Raw genomic sequence first — 16,421 nt, 5'->3', positions numbered from 1 at the left:
AAATCTTAGAGGCATGCGAAGTTGCCGGGGGCCCGCTCTCCGTCGCCTCGCAACACGATAAACTGACCCTATCCCCACCACCCGCGGCACTGGTCCGCGACATAAGACGGAGACTTTTTGTGAGCTTCACGCAGCCTGAACGTGTATCCATCGACCGAGTTCCCATCCGCCGGGCCCTGATCTCGGTCTACGACAAGACCGGTCTGGAGGAGCTCGCCAAGGGACTGCACGCAGCAGGCGTGAAGATCGTCTCCACCGGCTCAACAGCCAAGAAGATCGCGGCGGCCGGGATCCCGGTCCAGGAAGTCGAGGAAGTCACCGGCTCCCCGGAGATGCTGGACGGCCGCGTCAAGACGCTGCACCCGCGCGTACACGGCGGAATCCTGGCCGACCGCCGCGTTCCCGCCCACATGCAAACCCTCGCCGAGATGGACATCGAAACCTTCGACCTGGTGGTGGTGAACCTTTACCCGTTCGTCGAGACGGTCAGATCCGGTGCAGAAATGGACGACGTTGTCGAGCAGATCGACATCGGCGGCCCCGCCATGGTGCGTTCGGCAGCGAAGAACCACGCCGCCGTCGCCATTGTGGTTGACCCCGGCTTCTACGGCCAGGTGGTCACCGCCGCGGCTGAAGGCGGCTTTGATTTGAAGACCCGACGCCGGCTGGCTGCCAAGGCGTTCGCCCACACCGCCGCGTACGACAACGCGGTTGCTACCTGGACGGCCAGCCAGTTCAAGGATGAGGACGGCGACGGCATCATCGACTGGCCCGCCTACGCCGGGCTGTCCCTGGAACGCTCCGAGGTCCTCCGTTACGGCGAAAACCCGCACCAGCAGGCCGCGCTCTACGTGGACAAGGCCGCTCCCGCCGGCATCGCCCAGGCCGACCAGCTGCACGGCAAGGCCATGAGCTACAACAACTTCGTCGACGCCGACGCCGCCCTTCGCGCCGCGTTCGACTTCACCGAGCCCGCCGTCGCCATCATCAAGCACGCCAACCCGTGCGGTGTGGCCGTGGGGTCAGCAGATGCTGAGGACCCGATCGCCGACGCCCACGCCAAGGCCCACGCCTGCGATCCGGTCTCCGCGTTCGGTGGCGTCATCGCGGCCAACAGCACCGTGACCGCCGGCATGGCCCGCACCGTCGCCGGCATCTTCACCGAAGTGGTCATCGCCCCGGACTTCGAACCCGAAGCCGTGGAAATCCTCTCCAAGAAGAAGAACATCCGCCTGTTGGCCCTGCCCGAGGGCTATGGCCGTTACCCCACGGAGTTCCGCCAGGTCTCCGGCGGCATGCTGGTCCAGGCCACCGACAAGGTGGACGCCGACGGCGACAATCCCGCCAACTGGACCCTCGCCGCCGGTGAGGCCGCGGACGAAAAGACCCTCGCGGACCTCTCCTTCGCCTGGACCGCCTGCCGCGCCGCAAAGTCCAACGCCATCCTGCTCGCCGACAACGGCGCCGCTGTGGGCATCGGCATGGGCCAGGTCAACCGCCTGGACTCCTGCCGACTCGCCGTGGAGCGGGCCAACACGCTCGGCGTAACGGTGGAGTCCGACGTCGAGGGTGCTGGCGGTGCGTCCAACGCCGACGCGAGCGACGCACCTGCCCGTGCCCGCGGCGCCGTGGCCGCGTCCGACGCGTTCTTCCCGTTCGCCGACGGCCTGCAGATCCTGATCGACGCCGGCGTGCGCGCCGTGGTCCAGCCGGGCGGGTCCGTCCGGGACGAGGAAGTCATCGCCGCGGCCAACGCGGCCGGCATCACCATGTACTTCACGGGTGCCAGGCACTTCTTCCACTGATCCCGGCGTGGGCGCCAATGGATGAAGTCTTGAAACGCCCGACGGCGCCTGTCCCCACTGAGGGGAGAGGCGCCGTCGGGCGTTAATGGAACTTCAGGAAGGATCCGGTGCTGGGCTTTCGTCGTCGTCCGGGGGACTTAGAGCGGGTTCCGGGATCCGAAGCTCCCGGGGCTTTGCCTCCGCCATCCGCTCCGGCGTCCAGTACGCGAGAATCTCCTCCTGCGTCTGGCGCGATTCGCTGTGGCTAACAGGACCTTTGCCTGGCTCCCGGCCAGGGCGGGGAGCGGGTACCGGAGTCTTTTTAGGCTGCCTGGGCAATGTCGTAAGCCTTGTGGATGTCAGCGCCCCAGTATGGTCCGTACATCACATTGGAGTCGTTGTAGCCGTAACTGTTGATGGAGTTCTGCAGGCCGTTGCCGAGAAGCCAGGGGCCACCGGAGGAGCCGCCGGTCATGGTGCACGGGATTCCCTGGGTATTGAACTCAGGGTGTTTGGTGTCGTTCGATGCCTTGCCCTTGCAGGTCCAGAGCTGTTCGCCGTCGTAGGGCGCGGCGGCAGGGTAGCCGTAGGAGGTGTACTGGACGCCGCGGTCGGCACTGAATTCAACGCCGGAGCCGCCCACCACGTCGGTCAGGGCTTTACCCTCCGCATTAAGGTTCATGACGGCAAAGCCGGTGTCAAAGGCGATGTCCCCCTGGTTCTTCCACTGGGGTGTGGTGTGCAGGTCCCTGGCCGTCCACCGGCCGTAGGGTTCGTCGCCGTTGTCATAGGCCGGGACAAAAATGAAGTTCGTCGCGAACGCGCCAGGACCCTGGTTCACGCAATGGCCGGCTGTGGCCACGGTGCTCTTGTTCGCAGACGCGACGGCATTGCCCGAACACACATAGTTGGCCCCGGCCATGGTGAAGAAGACCTTGCCGATGTGGTCCACCGTGTCCGCCTCCCGGGCGAACTTGGGGCTGCTGCTGTTGGCTTTGCTTGCGTTGCTGGGCTTCACCTTGGTGTTTTTGCCCTTAGCCACGGCGTCACTGGGAGTAGTAAGGCGTTGGGGCGTAGCGCCCGCCAGGGCATCGCCGGGAATCGCGGCGCGCATGCGGTCCGGCGTCCAGTACTCGGCGGCGCCGGTGCTGTCGACCTTGGCGCTGGCAACCACGGGGGCTGTGTTATCGGCCGGCGCCGCCGGAGCTGCACTCGCAGTGCCGGCGCCAACCAGCGCCAGCAGGGCAGCCGCCGAAAGGCTGAGGAGACTGGCCGCCAGGGACCTGGTACGCGTCATGATTGTCCTGTCTGAACGGGGAGTGGGCGGTATCAGAGAGCCCGCCCGTGACCAGTAGAACCTACCGATGCAGCACGACTTTTGTAAATAGTAGTACCGTCTCGAGTGGCGCGTCACTCTGGTAAAAGTTGAGGCCAAAGGGTACTTTTCTCTTATCAATGACTTGTCCGATCTGGGCTCCGGACTCCGAGCGAAGTTGGGGCCCCATCGTGATTGGTTTCTGGAAATCCGCCAAGAAAAGATCCGCAGCAAACGGCAGGCATTTTGCAGCTGACAGGCGACCGGAGGTAGCAGTCCCCGATATGGAGGCCTTCACCGAGGCTCTCCAGTTGCGGGACGTCGACCCGGTCCACACATTCACCGCGACGGAAGAACTCCGCCGCCAGGACCCTAAGTACGTGCAGCTCTGGCCTAGTGATATTCCCCACAGGCGGCGCTAACTGACGCTCCGCCTTCGCCGGTTGCTGCCGTAAGTAATGCCCGATGGCGACGGGCCCCACCGAGGTGCCTCCCGCCGTCGGGGGCTGTCCAGCGCTCCCCAAACCTGCGGTAATACGGGGCGTCGGGCCGTCCCGGGTGGGGCTCAAAGCCGTGTCCTCGGGTAAGTTGGGCGTGGTGAAATAGACCAAATTTCCAAACAGCCGACCTCTAGGGAGACGCCCGCGCATGTCCAAGATCATCTATACCCACACCGACGAAGCGCCGATGCTGGCTACTTATTCGTTTTTGCCGATCATCGAGGCGTTTGCTTCGACCGCAGGTGTGGAGGTGGAGACCCGTGACATTTCGCTCGCAGGCCGCATCATCTCCGTGTTCGGTGACTACCTCACCCCGGAGCAGCAGACCGGAGACGCCCTTGCCGAGCTCGGTGACCTGGCAAAGACGCCCGAAGCCAACATCATCAAGCTGCCGAACATCAGTGCGTCCATCCCGCAGCTGAAGGCCGCGATCGCCGAGCTGCAGGGCCAGGGCTTCAACCTGCCKGATTACCCCGACAACCCCTCCTCGGACGAGGAAACGGCCGTCCGCTCCCGCTACGACAAGATCAAGGGCTCCGCCGTGAACCCTGTCCTGCGTGAAGGCAACTCGGACCGCCGGGCGCCGCTGTCCGTGAAGAACTACGCACGCCAGAACCCGCACTCCATGGGCGCCTGGTCCGCGGACTCCAAAACCAACGTCGCCACCATGGCGGCCGACGACTTCCGCTCCAACGAGAAGTCCGTGGTCATCGAGTCTGACGGCACCATCGCGATCCAGCTGGTCCGCGAGGACGGCTCGGTCAAGGTCCTGAAGAAGGCCTTCCCCGTCCTGGCAGGCGAAGTCATCGACGGCACGCTGATGCGCGCAGCTGCGCTCGACGAGTTCCTGGCGGCCCAGGTTGCCCGCGCCAAGGAAGAAGGCGTCCTGTTCTCCGCTCACCTGAAGGCCACCATGATGAAGGTCTCGGACCCCATCATCTTCGGTCACGTGGTGAAGGCATACTTTTCCGAGCTCTTCGAGACCTACGGCAAGCAGCTCGCCGCAGCCGGCCTGAGCCCCAACAATGGGCTGGCCGCCATCTTGAATGGCCTCGAGGATCTGCCGCAAGACGTCCGCGAAGGCGTCAAGTCCCTCATCCAGAAGGGCCTCGAGGACGGGCCCGCGCTGGCCATGGTGGACTCGGACAAGGGCATCACCAGCCTGAACGTGCCGTCCGACATCATTGTTGATGCGTCGATGCCGGCCATGATCCGCTCCTCCGGCCACATGTGGGGCCCGGACGGCAAGGAAGCCGACACCCTGGCGGTACTCCCGGATAGCTCCTACGCCGGTATCTACCAGGTTGTGGTGGACGACTGCCGTGCCAACGGCGCCTTCGACCCGACCACCATGGGCACCGTTCCGAACGTCGGCCTCATGGCCCAGGCCGCCGAGGAATACGGCAGCCACGACAAGACATTCGAAATCCAGGAAGCCGGCACGGTGCAGATCGTTGACGGTTCCGGCAACGTGCTGATTGAACACGAAGCGGCTCCCGGTGACATCTGGCGCGCCTGCCAAACCAAGGACGCCCCCATCCGCGACTGGGTCAAGCTTGCCGTGACCCGCGCCCGCGCGTCTAAGACGCCTGCCGTGTTCTGGCTGGACGAGGGCCGCGCCCACGACACCAATCTCATCGCCAAGGTGAACGAATACCTCAAGGAGTACGACACCGAGGGCCTGGACATCCAGATCATGTCCCCGGAGAAGGCCACCGCGTTCACGCTGGAGCGCATCCGCAAGGGCGAGGACACCATTTCCGTCTCCGGCAACGTGCTCCGTGACTACCTGACGGACCTGTTCCCCATCCTGGAGCTGGGCACCAGCGCCAAGATGCTCTCCGTGGTTCCGCTGATGAACGGTGGTGGACTGTTCGAGACCGGTGCCGGCGGATCGGCCCCCAAGCACGTCCAGCAGCTGCTCAAGGAGAACCACCTGCGCTGGGACAGCCTGGGCGAATTCCTGGCCCTGGCCGTCAGCTTCGAGCACCTCGCCACCACCACGGACAACGCCCGGGCGCAGGTCCTGGCGGACACCCTGGACAAGGCCACCGGCACCTTCCTGCTGGAAAACAAGTCCCCGAGCCGCCGCGCCGGCGAACTGGACAACCGCGGGAGCCACTACTTCCTGGCCCGCTACTGGGCTGAGGAATTGGCCAAGCAGACCGAGGACGCCGAGCTCGCAGCAGCGTTCCAGGCTGTGGCGGGCGAGCTGACATCCAATGAGGAGACCATCGTCGGCGAACTCGCTGCCGTGCAGGGCTCACCGGTGGACATCGGCGGCTACTACCGTCCGGACGAGGCCAAGGCTTCGGCTGTGATGCGTCCCTCCGCCACGCTGAACAAGGTCATCGCGACCCTGAACTAAGAAACATCGCGCCTCGGAGGCGCAGCAACACAGGCGCGGSGCCCCGGGAAACCGGGACGCCGCGCTTTGTTGTTGCAGGTGCAGGATGCGAAGGGCTGCACTCCGCACGGGTGGGCTTCTTTTCCGTTAGCCGTCCTTGCCTTTACCCTTGCCGGCTTTGCCGTTGTTCTGGGCGGGCGCGGGGACAACAGGGGCCGGGGCGACCTTGCTGGCCTCTGCGGCAGCGGCTGCGGCCGCGGCATCCGCTTCGGCCTGGCGCTGCGCCGCGGCGGCATCTTCAGCAGCCTTCGCGGCGGCTGCGGCCGCGGCCACGGCTTCATTCAGGTCCGCGCGGACGGCCGCAACCGCGGTTACTATCGACCGACGGCGGTCGTCGGACACGGTCCCGTTACTGGTCGCTGCCGCCAGGTCCGTCTCGAGGGCCGCCAAAGCGGTCAGGCCGCCGGTCGGGTCATTGCCCGCGGCCGCCTCGCTGACGGCGAGGACACGGTGCTGGAGTTGCGCCGCGGTGTCCTGCTTCAGGCCCGAGTCCGCAGGACCGCATGCGGCCAGGGACCCTGCCAGCAGCAGTGCTGCCGCCGCCGTTGACACGCAGCGGAGAGCGCCGCGGCCACGGTGGCTGTTTCGCTCGGCCGTCATGGTTCCACGCTTTTCTGGAGTTCTTGGAGATGGTCACCCAAGCTGCCGGTGACGGTGGGGTAGGGGACGACGTCGGGCGTCTGCTGTGAGGCGAGGCTGACGGTCAGTGCCGTTGCGGCCGCCACGATGGCGAGAAGCCCCAAGGCAACGGCAAGCCAGAAGCGCCTTCCCCTGCGGTGCACGCGGGGCAGTTGAGATTCGGCGGTGATAGCGATGGAGGGCGGCCTGAAAGGCATGGCCGGGAGCACCCTGGTGGTCTCCGTCGCGAGTTCACCGGGGGTGGATGCCGGCGAGACGAGTGCCTGGCGGAGCACGGTTTCTACGTCGGCAGCGGCGGGGCGCTCCAGTGGCTCGATGGCTGTCATGGAGCGGATCAGGTCAGCCCATTCGGAAGGGAGATCGTCCGGAATTTCGGGCGCGCGGTGCAGCCTTGCCACGGCGGACTCCACAGCATTTCCCGGAAACTCCACTGCTTGCTTGATGCACTCCAAAAGGACCAGCCCGAACGAATATATGTCCGTCGCGGGAGAGAGCGGCGAGCCCAGGGCCTGCTCCGGGCTGAGGTACGCCGCGGTTCCCACCATGGTTCCGGTGGCGGTGAGCCGCGTTGAGTCCGCGATCCTGGCTATGCCGAAGTCCGTCAGCTTGGGCCGCAGGGGCTCGCCCGGACGGATCTGAACGAGGAGGATATTGCCTGGCTTGATGTCGCGGTGGATGACGCCCAATCCGTGGACATAGGCCAGTGCGTCGGCAATGCCCGCTCCGATCACGGCGAGCTCATCCAGGGGGACAGGGCTGTGCCTGATACGGCTGCGAAGGTCCTGCCCCTCCACCAGCTCCATGGTCAGGAACGGCCTTGGTTCGTCCGCGATTCGGGTGTCGATTCCGGCGTCAAACAGGGTGACCAGGCTGGGATGGTTGAGGGTAGCCAGCAGCTGGATTTCGGCTTCCTGGCGTTTGAGTTCGTCGGCGTCCGGTGCCTGCGGGATGAAGAGTTTCAGCGCCACGTCCCGGCCAAGATTTTCATCCCGGGCACAGTAGACAGTGGACATGCCGCCCCTGCCGACCACTTCGCCCAACCGATAGCGTCCACCGATCACGTCATTCCTGAGCGAGCTGGGCGATTCCGCCACCATAACCGTCCTCCCGGTGTGCCCCGGGGCACTGTTGTACGCCAAATTATACTTGCGAAACCGGGATGCTAAGGCTGCTTCGGTTCGGGGCGCCGCGCACACCGACGGCCCGGTTGGGAAGTTGATAGGGACTTCCCAGCCGGACCCTCGGTAACAAGGATGAGTGCTGGTGATGGGGATCTGCGGTGGCCCACCTCCTTTCAGGGCCGCTCACCGGAAGGCGAACGGCGGGATGGGTGGATTGATCGGTTCAGGGCGCCAGATTCCTCTGGAGAAAGGACCTTAGGAGGTCCGGCGGCGCCTGAGCAGCAGCACTCCGGCTACCAGGAGGATCAGCGCGAGCGGGATCAGCGAGGCGTCGAGGCCGGTCTTGGCCAGTGTTTCGCTGCCGCCCCGGGCTGGTGCGCTTGCTGCTGCGGCTCCTGCGATCCCCGTTGTGGCGAGGCCGGTGATGGTCCCGGCCGGAACTACGGCGATCCCGGGAGTCACAGACCCGGCGGTGTCAGCCGTGCCCGGTCCTGAGCTGTCCGTTCCGGTGTCGGGGGCGTCAGTTGCACCCGTTGTGCCGGTTCCCGGATCCGTGGTGCCCGGGTCTGTGGCGCCGGGATCCGTGGTGCCCGGAGTCTCGGCGCCATCCGTGGATCCGCCGATGATCACGGATCCGCCGACGCCCACGGCAGCATCATTCGACCCGGAGGCGTCCAGACCCAGACCGAGATCAACGGCTGCATTCAGGCCACCATCGGTATTGCCGGGGAGGCTGTTGGTGCCGCCGAGGTTGACGTCAGCCGCTACGTTGGCTGTGGTGCCGGCGTCAGTGGTGCCGAGGACACCGTTGCTGCCGCCGACGTTGATGTTAGCCGCTACGTTAGCGGCGCTGGCGCCGGTGGTGGTGCCGTTGGGGCTGCCGAGCAGGCCGTTCGCGCCGCCGAGGTTGACGTCGACTGCGGCTCCGGTGCCGGCGTCAGTGGTGCCGTTGGTGCCGCCGAGGTTGATGTCAGCCGCTACGTTAGCGGTGCTGTCGCCGTTGGTGGTGCCGAGGACACCGTTGGTGCCGCCGGGGAGGCCGTTCGCGCCGCCAAGGTTGACGTCGACTGCGGCTGCGACGTCAGCGGTGGTGCCACCGCCGTTGGTGCTGCCGAGCGGGCCGTTCGCGCCGCCGAGGTTGACGTTGACTGCGGCTGCGGTGCCAGGGTCAGTGGTGCCGTTGGTGCCGCCGAGGTTGATGTCAGTCGCTACGTTAGCGTTGGTGCCGCTGGTGCCGCCGAGGTTGACGTTGACTGCGGCTGCGGTGCCAGCGTCAGTGGTGCCGTTGGTGCCGCCGACGTTGACGTCGAGCCCAGCGGCGACATCCGTGCCGCCCGACTGCGTTGAGCCACCCAGCAGGCCCAACGTCGTCGTGTTTGGGGATGTCGCCGCTGAGACCAGAGCGGAGGCCGTAAGGTCCGGTCCGCTGGTTGTGTCTGCAGCCGTGGCTGCGGCTGCACCGAAGGCTAAGAGCCCGCCGGCAAAGAGGGTGCCAAGCAGCCCTCTGCGTAGATTGGAATGCATGATGGTTTCTCCTGAAAAGTTGATATATGGGCGGCGTGCAGCAGCCCGGTGGCCGTGTTCTGCCATGAAGAAGGCAGAAGGGGGCTCAACTAGTCAGGAGACGAACCGGGGTCGAATGACACCGGTGAGTGGGCATGCTCGGATGCACCGCTGATGGGGTAGTTACCCGCCAATGGCAGGTCAAGGTCAAAGTCATCGAGCCAGGCGGCAGCGCCTGAAGGGCCTGACGGCGATGCGCCGCCTCCTGCCCCCGAGCCAGGAGCTGCCGGTGCCGGTGCTGGAACCGGCCAGGGCCCCGGGTCTTCAGTGAAGGGTGCACGAGCAGCAGCCTGATGAAGCGATGCGCCGGGTGTTCCTGCGGCGGCGGAACCTGTAAGGACCAGTGATGGTCCCGAAGATCCTGTAGCTTCACCGGCGGTCGTCTCGGCAAGATCCGTCCCAGCAGGTGCTGAGACTTCGGAGGCCGTCATTGGCGCTGCCGCGTCCAAAGCCAGGGCCTCCGGGAGATCGCCCGAAGCATCCGGAACGCCAGGCAGAACGGCAGGCACCACGGCAGGCAAGGGAGTTGTGCCCGTTACTAGGCCGGCAACAGGCTGCACAACTGGTTCCAGAACGGGAACCGCTTCGACGAGCGGAGGCACGGCTACATCCACAAGGCCGGCAACGGCGCCATCGGCAGCGGCGGCAAGGGGAACGGCCACCGTGGAGACAGTTCCTGACGGAACAATGCTTCTCACAACCGGGACGGCCGCCACCAGCTGATCAGTGGTGTCTGCCAGGCCGCCAACCAGCGGCTGCAGGAGTCCGGTGGGTGTGGCCGCCGCCGCACGGGGAGTAGCGCCCGTCAGCGGAGCCGTCAGGGAGGAAACAGAGGACGTGACCCCGCCCAGCAGGGAGCCGGTATCCGTGGAAGTGTCCGCCGTTGCTGCGGACGAAGAAAGCGTCAGCCAGGTGGCAGTTACCGCTCCTGCAAGGAAAAGCGGGCGGAGCAGACGCCATGGCGAACGAACCTTTGCCACGCGTACCACCCCCAGTACGTACCGTTGAGACCGACGATGGCTACAGCCTAAGACCGCTCCGTGCAGCGAGTCTAGGAGAAATGGAAAATAAATACAGCAAACTTACTAATCCGTGGTGTTGCAGGCTCGATCAGTTAGTGGGCATCGTTGGGGTAGCTGACCCCCAGCTGCCCGCGAACCCCGTCGAAAAGTCGCATGGTTTTGAGGGAATCCTCCAACGGCATGACCGGGCTTTCGGTGAGACCTTGCTGGATGCAGCGCGTCACCTCGCGTAGCTCGTAGGTGTAGCCGAGGCCAACGACGTCGAACGGCTCGGTGCGCAGCTCGCCCAGGCCGATGCCGATCACGAGTTCCCGCGGATTGTTGATGGAGCCCAGGCTCTGCAGATAGCCCAGGCTACCCGCCACGGTGGCAGTCCGGGGCCCAAACGCCAGCAGGGACGACGTCAGCTGGGCCTGGGCACCGTGGTTGTAGCCGAGCGTCAACGCATTCTGGGCGTCCACGCCGTCGTCATTAATGAAGCCGGTGGCACTGACTGTCTGGGGGAACCCCAACGTCCCCAAGGCCCACAGCAGCGGGTACACCGAGATATCCAGGAGCGCCCCGCCGCCGTCCTGCCTGGCCCAGAGCCGGGATGTTGGGGAGTAGGGGGCGGGGAAGCCCAGATCGGCGGTCACCCAGTGCACATCCCCCAGCTCGCCGGACGCAGCGATCCCGAAGGCCCGCTGCATGCCCGGCAAGAACCGGCTCCAGATCGCCTCCATCAGGAAGAGCTTCCGTTCACGCGCCGCGGACACAAGCTCGCCGGCTTCCCGCGCATTGATGGTGAAGGCCTTTTCGCACAGGACATGCTTGCCGGCATTCAGCCCCGCGAGCACGATCTGGTGGTGCTGTGCGTGTGGCGTGGCGACGTAGACAACGTCCACCGCGTCGTCGGCGAGCATATGCTGGTAGCCGGAGACGCCGCCGTCGTCCCAGTAGCTACGGCTGAAACCGTAGGCGGTAGCGAAGCTCTCCGCCGTGTCCCGGCCGCGGGAACTGACGGCGTACAGCTCGGCGTCCGCCAGCAGGGCCAGGTCCCGCGACACCGAACGGGCAATCCCTCCGGTGGCGATGACGCCCCAGCGCAATGGCTTTCCGGTGGCGGACCGCGGGTCCTGGTCGGGCTGGCTGGACAACCACGGCGTGGCAATTGGCGCGCTCATGGTGCCCATCCTCTCACCCCGGGCTGCCCACGCGTCAGACCATGGCCCGCACAGTTTCTTCCGTCAGCCTGCCCTGCTGGAGCCTGAAGCGCCGGTCCGTCTTATTGGCCAGTGCCCTGTCGTGCGTGACCACGAGGATGGTGGTGTTGTGGTCACGGCTGAGCGCGCTCAGGAGCTCGATGATGTGGTCGCCGGTCTGCTCATCGAGGTTGCCGGTGGGCTCGTCCGCGAGGATCAGCTTGGGTTCGTTGGCCAGGGCGCGGGCAATTGCCACCCGCTGCTGCTCGCCGCCGGACTGCCTGTTGATGCGGCGCACCTGCTTCTCCGGATCCAGCTGCACCTGCTCCAGCAGGTCCTTCGCCCGCTGCAGGCGCTCGGCCTTCCGGACGCCGGCGAACTCCATGGGGAGCATCACGTTGTCCACCGCGGAGAGGTTCGGGATGAGGTTGAACTGCTGGAACACAAAACCGATGTCCCGGCGCCGGTACTCGGTCAGCTTGCCGTCCGGCATTCCGGCGAGTCTCACGCCGTTCACGACGACGTCTCCGCTGGTGGGTTTGTCCAGGGCACCGAGGAGGGACAACAGGGTGCTTTTGCCGCTGCCGCTCTTGCCCACGATGGACGCCAGGGTGCCCTGCTCGAGGACGAAACTCACGTCGTTCACGGGTTTGATGGTGCGGTCGCCGGAGTTGAACGTGCGGACCAGGTTCTTGACTTCAATCATGGTTATTCTCCTCGCAGGACTTCGATCGGACGGATGCGCGCAGTGAGCAGTGCCGGAACCAGCGCACCGATGATGGCCACGCCGAACACCGCGGCGATGCCGGCGGCGATGACACTGGGGGAGGCGCTGGCCGTGACCGAAGTCAGCAACTGGGATGCGCCTCCGGTGAATCCGCCGCCACCGGGGAACCCGGCCCCACCCGGACCGCCGCCGCGGCCGGTGGTGGTTGCCGCCGTCGCGGTGTTGCCGCTGATCAGCGCGGAGGCAATGCTGCCGCTGGCGAAGGACGCGATGGCCGCGCCCACCGCGCTGCCCATGGCCACCAGCACCAGGGCTTCGAGTACGAACTGAAGGCCGGTGGTGCGGTTGGGGGCGCCGATCGCCTTCAGGACGCCGATTTCCCTGCGCCGCTCCCGGACCAGCATGACCATGATCAGCAGAATGATGATGCCCGCCGTGCCCAGGGCCGCGATAAAGGCAATGAAGGAGATGTTCTTCACGCTGTCCAGTGAGCTGACGGCGGTTTTCAGGTTCTGGCCCTGGGTGACGTCAGCTTTATCGGTGCCGAGCGCTGACTGCAGGGCAACCTTGGTGGAATCAACGTTGTCGAGAGTATTCACGGTGACGATCATCGAGGACAGCTCACCCGGAAGCGCCGCCAACGTCTGGGCAGCCGGCAGAGTCAGGTAGAGGGCGTTGTTGCCGAACGCTGTGCCTGCATCAAAGAGTCCGGCCACCGTGAACGTCTGGTCATTGACAGTGAAGGTGGAACCGACGGTGAGGTTATTCTTTTCCGCCAGGGTGGTGCCGAGCAGGGCGTACGTGGAGGCTGCCGCATAATCGCCCAGACCGGTGCCGGCCGTGATGGTCAGGGCTTTGCCTGTGCTGTCCACCTCGGCGCCGACGCCCGTTGCGGTGATGGGCAGTGAACGTGCCGGCTGTGTTGTGGTGCTGCTGGAACCCGTGCCTRAACCGGTGGTGCCGTTCGCGGCCTGGTTCCGGCCGCCCAGCGTGCCGGCGTCGATTGCCGCGATGAGGCTGGTGGTCAAGGTGGGGGTCGTCTGGCCGCCCGGTGCGCCCTGGCCCCCGCCGGGGCCACCCTGGCCACCGCCGGCCGTGCCTGACGCAGCTTGGGCTGCCTGCGCAGCCGCCTGCGCCGCCGCTTCGGTGGCGTTCCGGAGCCGCAGGGAACTGGTTCCGACGACGGAGCTCACGTTGGGGACGGCGGCCGCGGTTGCGGCCTGCTCGGCAGTGAGCGGTTCGCCGCCGCCTTCGAAGCCCTGGCCGCCGGCAGGGTTGACGGTCAGGACGGTTCCCACGGAGGCATTCAACTCCTGGACTTTCGCGCCGACGGCCTGGTTCGCTACCAGCATGGCCAAGGCAAGTCCGATTGCGACGGCCAGGACTGCTACCACTGCAGCTGTTCGGACTTTGTTTCTGAAGGCGTTGCCAACACTCCGGGCAAGGATGCTCACTGTACTCCTCGGGACACGGCCCGCCTGGTGCGGGCCTCTGCCTCCACAGTGCTGAGTCCCGCTGTGCACTCGCGTTGGCATTCCTTTGTGCGGGCTGTGAATCCGCGAGTGCGAGAGGGTTGGGCGCCGGAAACCCGCAACAAATGAGAGCATGTGGGCGGAGGCAGCAAAAGGCCCCGGTCCGCCGTTGCCGGCGGGCCGGGGCCCGATGCTGCAGGTTTACCTGGTGATCAGCCTTACTTGGTGAGCGGGCCGAGGACCGGATCGTCCGCGTAGGCCGTCTTCACGTTGGCGGCAGTCACGATGACCGGCGGAAGCAGGTAGGCCGGGACGGTCTTGTTCCCGTTGTTGTAGGACTTGTCATCGTTGACCTCAGGTGTTTTGCCTGCCTGAAGATCCTTGACCATGACGATCGCGTGCTCAACGAGCTTGCGGGTGTCCTTGTTGATGGTCGAATACTGCTCGCCTGCAAGGATGGACTTAACCGATTCTTCCTCGGAGTCCTGGCCGGTGATGATCGGGATAGGCTTGCCGGCCGCCTTGACAGAGGTGATGACTGCGCGGGCGAGGGTGTCGTTGGGTGAGAGGACACCGTCCAATGAGGCCGTCCCGTAGGAACCGGTCAGGAGGGTATCCATGCGGCGCTGGGCGTTCTCAGCCTTCCAGTCCTGGGTGACTGCCTTTTCAAAGGTGGTCTGACCGGAGAGTACTTTCAGCGTGCCGTCGTCGATCTTCGGCTTGAGGACCGACATGGCGCCGTCGAAGAATACCTTCGCGTTGGCGTCATCCGGCGAACCCGCCAGAAGCTCAATGTTGTACGGACCATTCGGCTTCTTGGCCTTCATGCCGTCCAACAGGGCCTGGCCCTGAAGCACGCCGACCTTGAAGTTGTCGTAAGCCACGTAGTAGTCCACGTTGGCGGTGTTCAGCAGGAGGCGGTCGTAGGCAATGATCGTGGCGCCTGCGTCCTTGGCCTGCTGGAGCTGGGTCCCCAGCTGTGAGCCGTCGAGGGCGCCCACGATAATGACCTTGGCACCCTTGGCGATCATGGCGCTGATCTGGTTTTGCTGCTCTGCCACACCGTTGTTGGCGAACTGGACGGTCGGCTTGAAGCCGGCGCCGCTGAGGCCGTCATTGAACAGCTTTTCCGCCAGTACCCAGTTTTCGCTGGTCTTCTTGGGAAGTGCGACGCCGATCGCGGAGTCCTGCGGGAAGCCGGCGGTTCCGCTGCTGGCACCGCCGCCCGAGGTGCTTGGTTCGGATCGTCCGCAGCCCGTTAGCGCCAACGCGGCGATCGCAGCTACCGCTGCTGCCTTTCCTGCTTTGCCAAACATTCGCATTTTCTGTGTCCACTTTCTTTTGGGGGTGTTGGGTCAGGAAGCTGACGTGCTCAGGCTTCCCGGGAAATGGTTTCTCTGGTGGAGGTGACCTCGTCCGGCTGCAGCGGTGTGCCGGGACCGCCCGACGGGCGGTTGAAGTTCCTCATCATCAGCCCGATGATGGATGCGCGGCCCTGGGACTTGTTATAAACGTCGATGGCCACGGCCACCAGCAGCACCAGGCCCTTGATCATGGACTGCCAGTCGGCGCCTACGCTGAGCAGCTGCAGGCCATTGTTCAGTACGGCCATGACCAGGCCTCCGACGATGGATCCGATCACAGTGCCCACGCCGCCGGTGACTGCCGCGCCGCCGATGAAGACAGCGGCGATGGCGTCAAGTTCCCAGCCGGTGCCGTCCGAGGGGCCCGCAGAGGTGGAACGGGCCACGAAGATCATGCCGGCCAGTCCGGCGATGATGGACATGTTCATCATGACCAGGAAGTTGATCTTCTTCGACTTCACGCCGGAGAGTTCCGCCGCATGGCGGTTGCCGCCGACGGCGTAGACGTGGCGGCCAACCACGGTCTTGGACGAGATGAAGCCGTAGACCAAAACCATGACGGCGAGGATGAGGCCCGGAACCGGGAAGGACGTGCCGGGCCGGCCGGTGGCGAACAGGTACGTTGCGTAAAGGATGGCGCCGCAGACCAGGACGAGCCTCAGAACGGTGACCCAGGTTTCCTCGACCTCCGCCCCGAGCGCCTTGTTGGTGCGGCGGCGACGGACAACGCTGAAGATCACGAACGCAACGCCGGCAAGCCCCAGGAGCAGTGTGAGGTTGTTGAAGCCGGTGTCCGGACCGACTTCAGGGAGGTAGCCGGCACCGATGTACTGGAATTCCCTCGGGACGGGAATCGAGTTGGACTGGCCAACAAACTGCTGTGCGCCGCGGAAGATCAGCATGCCCGCCAGGGTCACAATGAACGCCGGTATGCCGACATACGCAGTCCACATGCCCTGCCACGCACCGATCAGGGCGCCAAGGCCCAGCCCCAGCAGGATGGCAACGAACCAGGGGAGATGCCAGTCCCGCATGCAGATTGCCACCACCATGCCTACGAACGCCGCCACAGAGCCCACCGAGAGGTCGATGTGCCCGGCGATGATGACCAGCACCATGCCGATGGCCAGGATAAGGATGTAGGAGTTTCCGTTGAAGAGGTTGATGACGTTGCCCGGGGTGAGGGTGATGCCGCCTGTAAGCCACTGGAAGAGAACTATCAGAGCCACTAGGGCAAAGATCATCCCGAACTGGCGGGTGTCGCCACCGAAGAGTTTCTTGAGCGCGTTCATTGTTTTCGGTCCTCGTATCTGGAAGGTTCTGGAA

The 16,421-nt window shown here is 65.2% G+C and carries 12 protein-coding genes; 2 read left to right on the top strand and 10 right to left on the bottom strand.

Features of this window, described 5'->3' with window-relative positions; all coding sequences use genetic code 11:
* Window positions 1-119 precede the first annotated feature (119 nt).
* Window positions 120-1,805 (top strand): bifunctional phosphoribosylaminoimidazolecarboxamide formyltransferase/IMP cyclohydrolase, encoded by a 1,686-nt coding sequence (purH, locus tag AC1DIM_RS04410; protein WP_477709273.1) that lies wholly within the window; start codon window positions 120-122, stop codon window positions 1,803-1,805.
* A 301-nt stretch (window positions 1,806-2,106) separates the two neighbouring features.
* On the opposite strand, the gene AC1DIM_RS04405 is transcribed toward purH, so the two are convergent.
* The gene (locus AC1DIM_RS04405) at window positions 2,107-3,081 is read right to left on the bottom strand and encodes a trypsin-like serine peptidase (protein WP_477709272.1); all 975 of its coding nucleotides are present in this window, start codon (window positions 3,079-3,081) and stop codon (window positions 2,107-2,109) included.
* A gap of 666 nt (window positions 3,082-3,747) precedes the next feature.
* Between AC1DIM_RS04405 and AC1DIM_RS04400 the strand changes: the two genes are divergently transcribed.
* Entirely contained in the window at window positions 3,748-5,967 is a 2,220-nt protein-coding gene (locus AC1DIM_RS04400; RefSeq protein ID WP_477709271.1) for an NADP-dependent isocitrate dehydrogenase, read from the top strand.
* A gap of 126 nt (window positions 5,968-6,093) precedes the next feature.
* On the opposite strand, the gene AC1DIM_RS04395 is transcribed toward AC1DIM_RS04400, so the two are convergent.
* From AC1DIM_RS04395 to mmsB, 9 genes are all read right to left on the bottom strand, one after another.
* Window positions 6,094-6,606 carry a hypothetical protein gene (locus AC1DIM_RS04395; RefSeq protein WP_477709270.1) on the bottom strand — a complete coding sequence of 171 codons (513 nt, stop codon included), beginning with the start codon at window positions 6,604-6,606 and terminating at the stop codon, window positions 6,094-6,096.
* Window positions 6,603-7,742, bottom strand: a complete 1,140-nt coding sequence (locus AC1DIM_RS04390) for a serine/threonine-protein kinase (protein ID WP_477709269.1) — start codon at window positions 7,740-7,742, stop codon at window positions 6,603-6,605. Before AC1DIM_RS04390 ends, AC1DIM_RS04395 begins: the two co-directional genes overlap by 4 nt.
* Before the next feature lie 279 nt (window positions 7,743-8,021).
* Complete coding sequence (locus tag AC1DIM_RS04385) at window positions 8,022-9,290, bottom strand: beta strand repeat-containing protein (RefSeq protein WP_477709268.1); 1,269 nt, start codon at window positions 9,288-9,290, stop codon at window positions 8,022-8,024.
* 89 nt (window positions 9,291-9,379) lie between these two features.
* On the bottom strand, window positions 9,380-10,309 hold the full coding sequence (locus tag AC1DIM_RS04380) for a hypothetical protein (RefSeq protein ID WP_477709267.1): 930 nt from the start codon (window positions 10,307-10,309) through the stop codon (window positions 9,380-9,382).
* Between the two features lie 134 nt (window positions 10,310-10,443).
* The gene (locus AC1DIM_RS04375; RefSeq protein ID WP_477709266.1) at window positions 10,444-11,514 is read right to left on the bottom strand and encodes a Gfo/Idh/MocA family protein; all 1,071 of its coding nucleotides are present in this window, start codon (window positions 11,512-11,514) and stop codon (window positions 10,444-10,446) included.
* A 34-nt stretch (window positions 11,515-11,548) separates the two neighbouring features.
* The gene (locus tag AC1DIM_RS04370) at window positions 11,549-12,238 is read right to left on the bottom strand and encodes an ABC transporter ATP-binding protein (protein WP_477709265.1); all 690 of its coding nucleotides are present in this window, start codon (window positions 12,236-12,238) and stop codon (window positions 11,549-11,551) included.
* A gap of 2 nt (window positions 12,239-12,240) precedes the next feature.
* Window positions 12,241-13,713 carry an ABC transporter permease gene (locus AC1DIM_RS04365; RefSeq protein ID WP_477709264.1) on the bottom strand — a complete coding sequence of 491 codons (1,473 nt, stop codon included), beginning with the start codon at window positions 13,711-13,713 and terminating at the stop codon, window positions 12,241-12,243.
* 236 nt (window positions 13,714-13,949) lie between these two features.
* The gene (locus AC1DIM_RS04360) at window positions 13,950-15,053 is read right to left on the bottom strand and encodes a substrate-binding domain-containing protein (protein WP_477709263.1); all 1,104 of its coding nucleotides are present in this window, start codon (window positions 15,051-15,053) and stop codon (window positions 13,950-13,952) included.
* Between the two features lie 50 nt (window positions 15,054-15,103).
* Window positions 15,104-16,387, bottom strand: coding sequence for a multiple monosaccharide ABC transporter permease (gene mmsB / locus AC1DIM_RS04355; RefSeq protein WP_477709262.1), 1,284 nt, complete (start codon window positions 16,385-16,387; stop codon window positions 15,104-15,106).
* Window positions 16,388-16,421 lie beyond the last annotated feature (34 nt).

The sequence above is a fragment of the Pseudarthrobacter sp. 01T43 genome, from assembly GCF_056398665.1.
Note: the sequence above shows the minus strand (reverse complement) of the source record. Positions and strands in the feature narration are given on the sequence as shown.